Origin of the sequence: Geminocystis sp. GBBB08, from assembly GCF_016743215.1 — a bacterium.
In the GTDB taxonomy this organism is placed as follows: domain Bacteria; phylum Cyanobacteriota; class Cyanobacteriia; order Cyanobacteriales; family Cyanobacteriaceae; genus Geminocystis.
The window spans coordinates 1-12,278 of the sequence record NZ_VRZC01000120.1 but is presented as its reverse complement, the minus strand read 5'-3'; the positions used below and the strand labels follow the sequence as shown (position 1 = coordinate 12,278).

Sequence of the window (12,278 nt, the reverse complement as noted above, 5' to 3'; positions counted from 1 at the left end):
AATAAGATCCAGGAGTCCATACAGGCATTTTTAAATTTAAGGTTTTTTCTTGCCAATTTTCAATATTTAAAGTTACTTCAAATAGATGAGACTCAGGATATGACATTGAAACAAAATAATGAATATTAGGACTTAATTTGTTCATTTATAATTAATAGTGAATAGTCGTGAATAAGTAGTACAAAGTGAATATTTTTCAACTATAAAAAATAATAGTTAATAGTGAAAGTTATAGCTTACTGTATTAAGCTCGTAGTGATGAAATAGGTATTTTGCAGGGGAATTTTTCTAATGATTATTCATTCCCTAATTTGCCGATAATATGATGCAATTGTTTAAGATTAGAGATATAAAAACTATCAGAATTAGATTCAATAAAAATTAAACCTTTATCCTCTAATTTACTGATAATTTGACGACAATCTTCAACACTTAATTGAGCTAAATTAGCCAAATCTTGTAAAAAAAAAGAATAAAGTTTAATGCCATTTTCTGTTATTTCACCATATTTATCGGCAAGGGAAATTAAAACAGTAGCTAATCTTACTTTTCCTGTCTGACGATGAAATTGACAATATTTTTGATATTCTGTCACTCGACTTACCATTAATTTTAAGAAACGGTTTTGTATTTGAGAATCTCGAAATAATATTTGCAAAAATCTTTGTGCTGAGATAGTCAACACTTCTACCGCAGAAATCGCCACTACTCGACTATTACTATTAAGACTGCTTAAAATTCCAGCTTCTCCCACACAGCCACCTTTGCCGATAATTTCCACTGTGACAGTTTCTTCAGTATAGATATTTTCTAATTTTACCCATCCCAAAACGATGAAATAAATAGCTTTTCCCCAGTCATCTTCAGCAATAATCACCTCTCCCGATTCATAATTATCACTTTCAGCCATAGAAATAACCCATTCTAAGATTTCCGTATTAAGATTATGAAATAAGGAAAAAAGATCACTAATTTCTTGCGTCTCCATGAAATATTAATAAAATATAAGAACTTAATTTTCAGATCTTGAACTACTGCATTCTAATCGATTTCGGCTATGGACATCAATAAATTTAGATTGCTAAACACTCAACGCATTTAACTTACATTTTTTCCTAATTATTAACAAAGGGTTTAAACCTCCTGCCTTGATTCTTTCCTCTTAACTCTTCTCCTCCTTCACCAGACAATTTAGAGACATCAAAAGCTTATATGCAATTATCTTTTGCAAATCTTAAGTTTTCCTAACATTTCCTTTACATTAATTTGTAAAAATGTAAAAATAGATACAGACACAAATAAAAAAACTTTTTTTTAAACCTTTTCAATAAAATTCACCCATAACTTTAGGAGTAAATCAGATGGAAATGAAATATCGTGGCATTCAATATCAATCAGAAACCTCTTTATTAGAAACAAAAGAAAGTGACATCATCGGTAAATATAGAGGCAGTCAATGGAATTATAAGTTACCGAAACACATTCCACAACTACGCCCTAAATTTGGTTTAAATTATCGTGGTGTCAGCTATAGCACCTGCCCTAATGCGACTAATGTAATGGTTAATAGTGAATCAACAGTAATTGCTATTGCACCTCATTCTCGCATCAGTAACCCCGTCAAAGAGTCTAATTTGGAAGAGTTACATTTACATAATTTAAGAGAGAATTTGAAAAGAAGAATCAAAATTGCAAAAGAGACTCAAAACGATTATTTATTAGAAATGTTGAAACGAGAATCTCAGCAATTAGCTATGAATTATTAAAAGTGATAATTACAAATACATTATTATAATTAATATATTGTTAGTTTTGACCCATATTTGATAAGCTCGATAAATAGTTCAATGTTGGATTTTTACTGGCATATTTTTACGCCATTGATAAACTCGTCCCCATAATGTTTGAAATTGTTGTTTATTTGTTCCTTTTGCCGAACCTAAATGACTAAATCCTTGATGTTGGTTTAATTCTTTGATAGCTTGGTTATAAAGAATTTTATTTTCCGAATTAATGAATTTAATAAGTTTCAAAATATTATTCTATGACACATTCTTCATGTCGTTTTTGTAAGTCAGAATTAAAATATACTTTTGTCGATTTAGGAATGTCTCCTTTATCTAATGCCTATTTAGCATCTTCTGAGTTGAATAAATCCGAAAAATTTTATCCCCTTCATGTTTACGTTTGTGATAACTGTTTTTTAGTTCAGTTAGAAGAGTTTGAATCTCCTGATACTATATTCAGTGATTATGCTTATTTTTCCTCTTACTCTGATAGTTGGTTAAATCATGCCAAAAAATATACTGAACTGATGATTGACAGATTTCAATTAAATCAATCCAGTCAAATCATGGAGATTGCTAGTAATGACGGTTATCTCTTACAATTTTTTCAAGCTCAGAATATTCCAGTTTTAGGAGTTGAACCAGCGACAAATGTTGCTCAAGTGGCGATCGACAAGGGCATTGATACTTTGGTTAAATTTTTTGGGGTAAAAACTGCTCAAGAATTAGCAAATCAGGGAAAACAAGCTGATTTATTAGTAGGAAATAATGTTTTAGCCCATGTACCTGATATTAATGATTTTGTCGGAGGAATGCAAATTGTTTTAAAACCTGATGGTGTGATCACAATGGAATTTCCCCATTTATTGCAATTAATCAATAATAATCAGTTTGATACGATTTATCATGAGCATTTTTCTTATTTATCTTTACTCACAGTCAGCAAAATTTTTGCCACCTATAAATTAACAGTTTTCGATGTGGAAGAATTACCTACCCATGGCGGTTCATTACGAATTTATGCTAAACATGAAAATAATGATCAATTGCCCATTACTGATCGCTTCTTAGCCCTTCAACAAAAAGAAAAAGAAGTAGGTTTAGAACAAATCAACACTTATCTTGATTTCAGTAAAAAAGTAATTGCTACAAAACAAAAGTTACTTAGTTTTCTCATTGATGTAAAAAAGGGGGGTAAAACTATTGTTGGTTATGGCGCACCTGCAAAGGGAAATACACTTTTAAACTACTGTGGCGTTAGAACAGATTTTCTTGATTATACTTGCGATCGCAGTCCCCATAAACAGGGAAAATTTTTACCCGGCACTCACATTCCTATTTATAGCCCCCATAAAATCGCTGAAACTAAGCCAGATTATATTTTAATCCTTCCTTGGAACTTGAAAGACGAAATCACTCAACAACTCAGCTATATTATTAATTGGGGAGGAAAATTCGTTGTGCCTATTCCTGAAGTTGAGGTAATTTAATGAAATTTATCGAAACACTCTTAAAAAGGGTTTATGTGATTGAAATTGAACCTATATCAGATCATAGAGGTTTTTTTGCCAGATCATGGTGTGAACAAGAATTTCGAGATTACGGTTTAAATCCTAATTTAGTACAGTGTAATATTTCTTTTAATGCCAAAAAAGGTACTCTCAGAGGTATGCACTATCAAATTCAGCCTCATGAAGAAACAAAACTGGTGAGATGTACTCAGGGTTCAATCTACGATGTCATTATCGATATTCAACCAGAATCCTCTACTTTTAAACAGTGGTTTGGGGTAGAGTTAACGGCCAAAAATCACAAAATGCTTTATATTCCCGAAGGTTTTGCCCATGGTTTTCAAACCTTAGAAGATGATACCGAAGTACTTTATCAAATGTCTGAATTTTATCACCCTGAATGTGCTAAGGGTGTAAGATTTGATGATCCTAGTTTTAAGATTAATTGGTTATTAACCGAGAATTTAATTATGTCAGAAAAAGACCAAAATTATCTTAATTTTAAGATTTGAAAAATCAGATAAGTTTTATTGAGGTAATTGTTACCAGTGGGAATCTTAATATATTAGAAATACATCGTCGCATTGGTATTTCTGAAGTTTGGTTTTATCAAGATGGTTTATTAACAATTTATAGCTTAAAAAATGAGCAGTATATTCAACTTAATCAGAGTGAATTATTACCAGAATTAAACTTATATCAGGTTCGATTAAATAATTATAGTAAATTTTTTCGCAAAGACGCAAAGACGCAAAGAAAGACGCCAGGTTTTATTATAAGTTATTATCTGAACTTGATATTAGAAAGTTTAACAAAATATATTAATTATCATGATCAATATGATGCTTTTACTGAGTTTCTTGAAAATTTTATTTTAAATTTTTCTGAAAAAAGTTTTAGTAAGTACAAAATTAGCCTAGCCAGTCCTCTGTTATAGTTGATAATTATAAATTTATAAATTTTGGAGTCTAAAAAATGCAATCTCTAGCTAAATTGCAGGAAAAAAATAAAGCTCAACTAATCTCCGTAGTCATTGAAAATAATGATGATGGTTATTTAGCAAAAATACCAAGTATTCAAGGAGCTTTTGCAGAAGGAGATACCCCCCAAGAAGCAATTTTTAATTGTCTTGATGTCCTCAAAATGATTATTGAATATAAAAAAGAACAAGATCAACCCTTAAATTTAGAAACTATTGAACTTTCTCCAAATACTTGTTTAACTTTTGCTATTCCCGTTCAATTATAATTAAAGATGACAAAATTAAGAGAATTAACTTATTTAGAAGTAACAAATCGTCTTAAGTTTTTTGGTTTTAGATTTTATAGACAAGGAAAAGGGTCTCATGAATTATGGGTTAGAGACAATGATGGTTTAGTAATTCCAGTTCCCCATCATCAAGGAAAAACTATTCGTAAAGGAACAATTAGAGCGATAATTAGAGAAATAAATATCACAGTTGAGGAATTTATGGATTATCAATAAACCGATAATTTATATTTTATTCCTTACCAGAATTAAACCGAGAAATTTCGACAAAATATACTAATTATCATGATCAATATGATGCTGTTACTGAATTTATTAATCAATTAAAATAAATATGGTGAAATCTCGGATTTATTATACCAAACCATCAATTACCGAACTGGAGGTTGAGTATGCTACCGATGCCGCTAGAAATGGTTGGGGAGAGCGTTGTTATCAATATATTAATCGCTTTGAGGAAACTTTTAAGCAACATTTAAGAGTCAAATATGCCATCGCTACTTCTAGTTGTACAGGGGCTTTACACATGGGAATGTCAGCTTTAGGTATCGGACTAGGTGATGAAGTGATTCTGGCGGACACAAACTGGATTGCCACCGCCGCACCAATTGTACATTTAGGAGCAAAACCTGTATTTGTAGATATACTTCCTGATACTTGGTGTATTGATCCAGACTTAGCCGAAGCCGCCATTACTCCCCGAACCAAAGCAATCATTGCGGTTCATTTATATGGTAATCTTTGCAATATGGACAGATTATTAAAAATTGGCTCTAAGTATAACATCCCAATTATTGAGGATTCGGCAGAAGCCATCGGTTCTGTGTATCATGGTAAAAGAGCAGGAAGTATGGGAACTTTTGGCAGTTTTTCATTTCATGGCACAAAAACTCTTACTACTGGTGAAGGGGGAATGTTTGTCACTAACGATCCTGAATTATATGAAACAGTCTTAACTCTTTCTAATCATGGACGTTCTAAAAAACAAACTAAACAATTCTGGCCTGATATTATAGGTTTTAAATATAAAATGTCGAATATCCAAGCGGCCATCGGTTGCGCTCAAATGGAACGCATTGAAGAATTAGTCGCTCGTAAACGGGGAATTTTGAGATTTTATAAAGAGAGGTTAGAGGTTTTACCAGATGTTTCTATGAATCCAGAATCGGAGGGGACAATCAATGGAGCTTGGATGCCCACAGTTGTATTCGGCAAAAAAACAGGTATCACAAGGGAAAAGTTACAAACTTTTTTTAACGCTGAAAATATAGATGCGAGAGTGTTTTTTCATCCTTTATCCAGTTTATCTATGTTTGAAGATAAAAGAGAAAATGTCAACGCTTGGGATATTCCTACAAGAGCAATAAATTTACCTAGTTATCATGATTTATCAAAGGATAATATAGAAAGCATAGTCAATATTGTTAAGAAATTTATTTAATTCATGGTGATAAAAAAGGCGCGATCGCGGGTAAAATAAATGACAATTACTACTATAAAGAATAAATTAAATATGAAACATTTTTTTTTTAATATTGATACATTAGGATTAGGTCAGTGTAACTTACGTTGCCCATCATGTCCTATAGGCAATAGTGATGTAAAAAATCCCACAGGTTTAATGTCACCTGAATTATTAGAGAAAATTCTGATTAAAGCTAAACAAGAATGCTATGTCAGTGGAGTAGGATTATTTAGCTGGACAGAACCTTTATTACATCCACAAATTTCTGATTTAATTAAGATTATTGAAAATTTAGAGCTAAAAAGTTTTATTAGTTCCAATCTAAATATAAAAAAAGACTTTTTTAAAATTTTAGAAGCAAATCCCACTACTTTTCGTGTTAGTTTATCGGGATTTAATCAGTCCATATACTCACAATTTCATAAGGGTGGAGATATTGAATTAGTTAAAGAAAACATGAAAAAGCTATCAGATGCTAAAAAACAAACTGGAGCCAAAACTAACATTCATGTTTTATATCATCGTTATTTAGGTAATTTAGATGATGAAATTTTGATGCGTGATTATGCCAACTCATTGGGTTTTGATTTTCAACCCGTGTGGGCTTATTTTATGAATTTAGATAAACAAATTGCTTACTTAGAAGGAGATAAATCTGCGTTAACCACACAAGATTTAGATATTATTAATAAAATGGTTATTCCCTATTGGGAAACTACAAAAATGTTGCAAAAATATAAACATTCACCCTGTACTCTGAGAGAAGACCAAATGACCCTTGATAAAGATGGTAATGTGCAATTATGTTGCGGAGCTTATGACGCAAATAAATATACTATTACTAATTTTTTATCATCGTCTATAGATGAAATTCAAAATATGAAAAGTCAACATCCTACCTGTAATCAATGTATGGATCAGGCCATTCATGTTTATGGAATATATGGCACTATTGGTTCGAGTGAAATCGATGAATATGCCCTGAATAATATTACACAATATTATCTGGAAAAATTAGGCATTTTTATAGGAATGTAAAAATATTAATTTTCTCAAAAAAGTATCTTATGCAAAAACCTAACTTTTTAACTTCCGCACAAATTGAAACTTTTAACCAAGATGGTTTCTTGATTATCAAGAATTTTTATGATCTCAAAACTGAAATAGAACCCATACAATACGGAATACATGAAATCATCAATATTCTGATTAATAAATACCAATTAAATATCAAAAAAAAAGAGGCTTTTAATTCAGATAAATTTGATAATGGCTATCAAGAAATAATTGCTTATGACCGTAAAATCGGAGGTGAAATATATGATGCTGTTAAACAAATACCGGCTTTTGTTAGGTTAGTAGCATCATCAAAAAATGAACAATTATTTCAAGAATTAAGACAAACAAATTTGGCCGGACTGGCTGCTGGGGGTTATGGTATTAGAATAGATAATCCCCACGAAGAACAATATCGTGCACCATGGCATCAAGATTACCCTGCACAACTTCGTAGTATTAATGGATTAGTGTTTTGGAGTCCTTTAGTCAAAATGACCACCGAGCTAGGTTTAGTAAAATTTTGTGTAGGTTCTCATAAAGATGGATTAGTTAGAGTCCATACTAAAGATCCAAAAAATCCGTTAAAAACTGGGGCTTATGCTTTGATTTTAGAAGATGAAAAAAACTTAATTAATCGTTATCCACAAATCGCACCTTTGAGCGAACCAAGTGATTTAATTATTTTAGATTATTTGGTAATTCATAGCTCTGGATTCAATGTAGGAAATAGATCCCGTTGGACTATGCAAATGAGATATTTTGATTTTCTAGAATCTTCGGGAATTAAAATTAGTTGGAAAGGTGCTTTTGCTCAAGGCAATCAACTACAGCAAATTCATCCTGAATTGGTCATAGATTAAATAAAAAGGAGATTTTTATGAATCAATGTCATGTCTGCCAAAGTAAATTAGATGAGCCTATATATGTATCACCTAATCCCATCTCTTTAACTTCACTCTGTCAAGTTTATCCACAAAAAACAGAAGTATTTTTTTGTGATAATTGTGGTCATTTACAAACTAAATCAATTGATAAAATTGATGAATACTATGATCAAAATTATCAGATATTAATTGATACAGAAGAAGAAGATCAATTGTATAAAATTATTGATGGGAAGAAAATATTTAGGGTAGATCATCAGGTTAATGTTTTGTTAGATAAACTTACTTTACCACCAGCAACCAAAGTTTTAGATTATGGTTGTGCTAAAGCTGCTACTTTAAAAAAATTAAGTCAAATTAGAACTGATCTAATTCCTCATGTTTTTGATGTTAGTCAAATGTATATTCCCTTTTGGGATAAATTTATTTTGCCAGAAAATTGTGCAACTTATTCATTAAAATCTGACTGGAATCAAAGCTTTGACTTAATTACATCATTCTTTGCTTTAGAACATACAGAAGAACCACAGTTAATGCTATCTAATATTTTTAATTTATTGAAAGATGATGGTTATTTTTATTGTATTATTCCCAATACATACACAAACATAGCTGATTTTATTGTTTTAGATCATGTTAATCATTTCTCTGTAATGTCCCTACAGTATTTACTCAATATTACTGGTTTTGAAATAGTAGAAATTGATCAGAAAAATCATGATAGTGCTTTTGTCATTGTAGCTCGTAAACCAACAGATGTTAAGTTAAATTCATTAGAAAAAAATACTGAATTGTTGAAGGAAATTAAATCACAAGTCAATAATATGGTAAAATATTGGCAAAACATTGTTAATCAAGTTAGAGATTTTGAAAAAAATATTGTGGGTGATGCTGAAGCGGTAATTTATGGTTCAGGTTTTTATGGTTCATTTATTGCTACTTGTTTATCAGACATAAATAAAATTAAATATTTTTTAGATCAAAATCCTTTTCAACAAGGAAAAACTTTATTTGGTAAACCAATTATTGCCCCCCAAGATTTACCTGATAATTTTGAGTATATTTATGTGGGACTAAATCCTCAAAATGCCCAAAAAATCATTACAGAAATTGACTTTTGGATAAATAAAAACCATCAATATTTATATCTTTAATCCGGGGTGTTCAAAACATGATAGACGGTAATTTAATCTTATTAAGACCTCTACTACTATAAAAAAACACTTTATTGACAAGCGAAATTTAAAATAATAGGAGTATTTATTGATATGAACATCTGTGTTATTTGTTCTGCTGGCGGAAGTGCTTTTTTAGAAATTGTCAAAGTTTGTCCACATATTAGTTTTTTTGTGATAACTGATCGATCTTGTGGAGTTGAACCAAAATGTACTGTTTTAAATATTCCTGTAGTTCGTATTGAAGACTCAGATAATAATTCTTTTTCTCAGAAAGTTGTAACCGTTTTAGAAAAACAAGGAGAATTTGATTTTATAGTGATGTTCTTCTCTCGTCTGGTTACTGAACCCTTATTAAGCAAATACATATTGTTTAATATTCATCCATCTTTATTACCAGCTTTTAAAGGAATGGGAGCTTTAAAAAAAGCGAAAAATAATAATGTACGCTTTTTTGGAACAACAATACATTTAGCAAATGATGAAATGGATGCTGGTCATATTATTGCTCAAACTTGTCAACCATTAGTAACTTCAGCAACGCTATTTGAATTAGAAAAATTATCCTTTATTCAAAAAACAGTTTTATTTTTATTAATTATAGATCTTTGGGAAAATAAAGCAATAAAAATAGAACAGAATAAAATTATATTAAAAGATAATTTACCTTATACACAAAACTTAAATCCTTCTTTTATTAATAATTCATATGTTAGCTTTATTAAGGATTTGCAACAAAAGGAAGGAGTAAAATTTTTATGAAAAAAATTGTTATCTCTCAACCAATGTTTTTTCCTTGGATAGGACTATTTGAACAGATTAAATTAGCTGATATTTATGTTCATTATGATGATGTTCAATTTTCTAAGGGAAGTTTTACCAATAGAGTTCAAATAAAAACTAAGAATGGTTTTAAATGGTTAACAATACCATTAAAGGATATAAAACTAGGACAAATTATAAGAGATGTAAAAGTATGTCATAAAAATAATTGGCGTGAACAACATATCAAATTTTTGTCTCAAAATTATTTTAAAGCACCTTATCAACAGGATATGTTAGATCTGGTCAATAAGGTTTATTCTCAACATACTGATATGCTGGTTGATTTAACGATCGCTAGTTTAAATGAAGTTTGCCGTTATTTTAATCTTAAACAACCTGATCATTTTCTTTATTCTTCAAACCTGAATATTGGTGGTAAAAGTTCGCAAAGAGTAGTTAATATTGTTAAATATTTGCAAGGAAATATTTATATTACTGGTCATGGTGCTAGTAATTATTTAGATCATCAATTATTTGAGCGAGAGGGAATTAGGGTGGAATATATGAATTATCAAAAAATTTCCTATCCTCAATTATATGGAGAATTTACTCCCTATGTGTCAATTTTAGATTTAATTGCTAATGTAGGCAGAAAAGGTACAAAATATATTGATTCATCAACAACTTATTGGAGAGATTTTATTAAATGAGTGAAGTTGCTAAATTTTTTGCTGATGTCAAAAATGAGATAGAAGGCTTAAAAAAAGATCATGATGTGCAAGCTTTATCTCGCATTTGGCTTAGAGAAATTACTAGGCATAAATATGCTTATCATTTTACTTGGATGGGAAGACCAATTATTCAGATACCTCAAGATATTGTGGCAATGCAGGAAATAATTTGGTCTGTACAGCCGGATCTTATTATCGAGACTGGTATCGCTCACGGGGGTTCTTTGATTTTCTACGCTTCCATCTTAGAACTAAACGCCATTTGTGGCGGTTGTCAGGATGCAGAAGTTTTAGGAATTGATATTGACATTCGAGAACATAATCGTCAGGCGATCGAGTCTCATCCCATGTTTAAGCGTATTTCCATGATTCAAGGTTCTAGTATTGCTCTAGATATTATCGACCAAGTTAAAGCCAAAGCGGAAGGAAAACAAAAAATTTTAGTCTGTTTAGACAGCAATCACACCCATGATCATGTCTTGGCTGAATTAGAGGCTTATGCTCCATTAACTTCCGTAGGAAGCTATTGCGTAGTATTTGATACGATAGTGGAAGATTTACCGGATGAAATGTTTGCTGATCGTCTTTGGGGAGTAGGAAATAACCCAAAAACTGCCGTTTGGGAATATCTCACAACCCATCCTGAATTTGAAATTGATAAAACCATTCAGCATAAACTATTGATTACCGTTGCGCCCGATGGTTATTTGAAGCGTGTAGAATAAAGGGGTTAAATAAATAAAAAGTTAAAAATCAATCTAGACTAAATTTATCATTATAAAACCTATGACTAATCAAATTGAGATAATGAGGTATCTTTTATGAATAAAAAAACTTTAACTGAAATGTCGTTAAAAATTCCCTATCCTTCTATAGTAAATGTAGTTTACCTGTAATTTTACATAAAGAAGATAAGATGTATATTGCCGAATGTGTGGAAGTTGGCACAGTGGATCAGGGAGAAACCATTGAAGAAGCGATCGACAATTTGAAGGAAGCAACTAGATTATATTTAGAAGAATGTCCATCTTTGGAAACTCAACCTAGATTAGTAACAACCATGGATGTAACTTACGGAGAGTTAAGTTATGCCTAAATTACCCATCATTTCAGGGAAAAAAGCAGTTCAAACTTTAGAAAAAAAGGGCTTTGTTAAATCTAGGCAAACTGGTAGTCATGTGATGTGGTGTTAAAAAAGTTAACTTCCGAGGGAGAAATTGTTTGCGTTGTACCACTTCACCAAGAATTAAGAATCGGTACTTTAAGTGGTATTCTTAAACAAGCACAAATTACAGCTAATGATTTTATTAAAAATTTATAAATAATTTGTAGTCGTTTTCATTATGATAATCTGTAAAAGATGCGATCGTCCTTGGGGAGTGGGAAATAATCCGAAAACTGCCCTTTGGGAATATCTCAAAACTTATCCTGAATTTGAAATTGATAAAACCATAAAGAAAGATTACAAGTTTCTTAATGAAATTGCTCGAACCCACCTGAGTTCGGAGTTCGGAGTTCAGAGTTCGGAGTTAAAATTAACAGATTTTGATCAAAAGAGTAAATAAATTGATTTTTTTCTTTTCAATCCTTTGATTGACTAATCAATGTTCGAGCGCACTTTAAGTGCGAAAC

20 protein-coding genes are annotated in these 12,278 nt (G+C 31.0%); 17 read left to right on the top strand and 3 right to left on the bottom strand.

Annotation, left to right across the window (positions count from 1 at the left end; genetic code table 11):
* Together FWJ34_RS14090 and FWJ34_RS14085 are read right to left on the bottom strand one after the other, a co-directional pair.
* Positions 1–145, bottom strand: a 145-nt coding sequence (locus tag FWJ34_RS14090; protein WP_308255967.1) for a hypothetical protein, incomplete at its 3' end; no start/stop codon positions are given.
* 150 nt (positions 146–295) lie between these two features.
* Positions 296–988 (bottom strand): Crp/Fnr family transcriptional regulator, encoded by a 693-nt coding sequence (locus FWJ34_RS14085; protein WP_308255966.1) that lies wholly within the window; start codon positions 986–988, stop codon positions 296–298.
* Between the two features lie 373 nt (positions 989–1,361).
* On the opposite strand from FWJ34_RS14085, the gene FWJ34_RS14080 reads away from it, so the two are divergent.
* Positions 1,362–1,766, top strand: coding sequence for a DUF4278 domain-containing protein (locus FWJ34_RS14080; RefSeq protein WP_308255965.1), 405 nt, complete (start codon positions 1,362–1,364; stop codon positions 1,764–1,766).
* 78 nt (positions 1,767–1,844) lie between these two features.
* Here FWJ34_RS14080 and FWJ34_RS14075 read toward each other — a convergent pair whose 3' ends face one another.
* Positions 1,845–2,033: a hypothetical protein gene (locus tag FWJ34_RS14075; protein ID WP_308255964.1), complete on the bottom strand. Its 189-nt coding sequence runs from the start codon at positions 2,031–2,033 to the stop codon at positions 1,845–1,847.
* Between the two features lie 11 nt (positions 2,034–2,044).
* On the opposite strand from FWJ34_RS14075, the gene FWJ34_RS14070 reads away from it, so the two are divergent.
* The 16 genes from FWJ34_RS14070 (at position 2,045) to FWJ34_RS14000 (ending at position 12,211) form a co-directional block, all read left to right on the top strand.
* Positions 2,045–3,277 (top strand): class I SAM-dependent methyltransferase, encoded by a 1,233-nt coding sequence (locus tag FWJ34_RS14070; protein ID WP_308255963.1) that lies wholly within the window; start codon positions 2,045–2,047, stop codon positions 3,275–3,277.
* On the top strand, positions 3,277–3,810 hold the full coding sequence (gene rfbC / locus FWJ34_RS14065; RefSeq protein WP_308255962.1) for a dTDP-4-dehydrorhamnose 3,5-epimerase: 534 nt from the start codon (positions 3,277–3,279) through the stop codon (positions 3,808–3,810). The genes FWJ34_RS14070 and rfbC overlap by 1 nt, the downstream gene beginning before the upstream one ends.
* Complete coding sequence (locus FWJ34_RS14060; RefSeq protein ID WP_308255961.1) at positions 3,807–4,235, top strand: hypothetical protein; 429 nt, start codon at positions 3,807–3,809, stop codon at positions 4,233–4,235. The genes rfbC and FWJ34_RS14060 overlap by 4 nt, the downstream gene beginning before the upstream one ends.
* 38 nt (positions 4,236–4,273) lie before the next feature.
* Positions 4,274–4,546, top strand: coding sequence for a type II toxin-antitoxin system HicB family antitoxin (locus FWJ34_RS14055; RefSeq protein WP_308255960.1), 273 nt, complete (start codon positions 4,274–4,276; stop codon positions 4,544–4,546).
* Positions 4,547–4,552: 6 nt separating this feature from the next.
* Positions 4,553–4,783, top strand: a complete 231-nt coding sequence (locus FWJ34_RS14050) for a type II toxin-antitoxin system HicA family toxin (protein WP_308255959.1) — start codon at positions 4,553–4,555, stop codon at positions 4,781–4,783.
* Positions 4,784–4,901: 118 nt separating this feature from the next.
* Positions 4,902–6,008, top strand: a complete 1,107-nt coding sequence (locus FWJ34_RS14045) for a DegT/DnrJ/EryC1/StrS family aminotransferase (RefSeq protein WP_308255958.1) — start codon at positions 4,902–4,904, stop codon at positions 6,006–6,008.
* 72 nt (positions 6,009–6,080) lie between these two features.
* Positions 6,081–7,070, top strand: coding sequence for a radical SAM protein (locus FWJ34_RS14040; RefSeq protein ID WP_308255957.1), 990 nt, complete (start codon positions 6,081–6,083; stop codon positions 7,068–7,070).
* A gap of 29 nt (positions 7,071–7,099) precedes the next feature.
* The gene (locus FWJ34_RS14035) at positions 7,100–7,951 is read left to right on the top strand and encodes a phytanoyl-CoA dioxygenase family protein (RefSeq protein ID WP_308255955.1); all 852 of its coding nucleotides are present in this window, start codon (positions 7,100–7,102) and stop codon (positions 7,949–7,951) included.
* Between the two features lie 17 nt (positions 7,952–7,968).
* Positions 7,969–9,129, top strand: coding sequence for a class I SAM-dependent methyltransferase (locus FWJ34_RS14030; RefSeq protein ID WP_308255954.1), 1,161 nt, complete (start codon positions 7,969–7,971; stop codon positions 9,127–9,129).
* A gap of 114 nt (positions 9,130–9,243) precedes the next feature.
* Complete coding sequence (locus FWJ34_RS14025; protein WP_308255953.1) at positions 9,244–9,912, top strand: formyltransferase family protein; 669 nt, start codon at positions 9,244–9,246, stop codon at positions 9,910–9,912.
* Complete coding sequence (locus tag FWJ34_RS14020; RefSeq protein ID WP_308255952.1) at positions 9,909–10,625, top strand: WbqC family protein; 717 nt, start codon at positions 9,909–9,911, stop codon at positions 10,623–10,625. The genes FWJ34_RS14025 and FWJ34_RS14020 overlap by 4 nt, the downstream gene beginning before the upstream one ends.
* Positions 10,622–11,371, top strand: coding sequence for a cephalosporin hydroxylase family protein (locus tag FWJ34_RS14015; protein ID WP_308255951.1), 750 nt, complete (start codon positions 10,622–10,624; stop codon positions 11,369–11,371). The genes FWJ34_RS14020 and FWJ34_RS14015 overlap by 4 nt, the downstream gene beginning before the upstream one ends.
* Before the next feature lie 191 nt (positions 11,372–11,562).
* Positions 11,563–11,742 (top strand): type II toxin-antitoxin system HicB family antitoxin, encoded by a 180-nt coding sequence (locus FWJ34_RS14010; protein WP_308255950.1) that lies wholly within the window; start codon positions 11,563–11,565, stop codon positions 11,740–11,742.
* Positions 11,735–11,839, top strand: a complete 105-nt coding sequence (locus tag FWJ34_RS19580) for a type II toxin-antitoxin system HicA family toxin (protein ID WP_396231951.1) — start codon at positions 11,735–11,737, stop codon at positions 11,837–11,839. Before FWJ34_RS14010 ends, FWJ34_RS19580 begins: the two co-directional genes overlap by 8 nt.
* Positions 11,830–11,967, top strand: coding sequence for a type II toxin-antitoxin system HicA family toxin (locus FWJ34_RS14005; RefSeq protein ID WP_308255949.1), 138 nt, complete (start codon positions 11,830–11,832; stop codon positions 11,965–11,967). Before FWJ34_RS19580 ends, FWJ34_RS14005 begins: the two co-directional genes overlap by 10 nt.
* Positions 11,968–11,989: 22 nt before the next feature.
* The gene (locus FWJ34_RS14000) at positions 11,990–12,211 is read left to right on the top strand and encodes a CmcI family methyltransferase (protein ID WP_308255948.1); all 222 of its coding nucleotides are present in this window, start codon (positions 11,990–11,992) and stop codon (positions 12,209–12,211) included.
* Positions 12,212–12,278 lie beyond the last annotated feature (67 nt).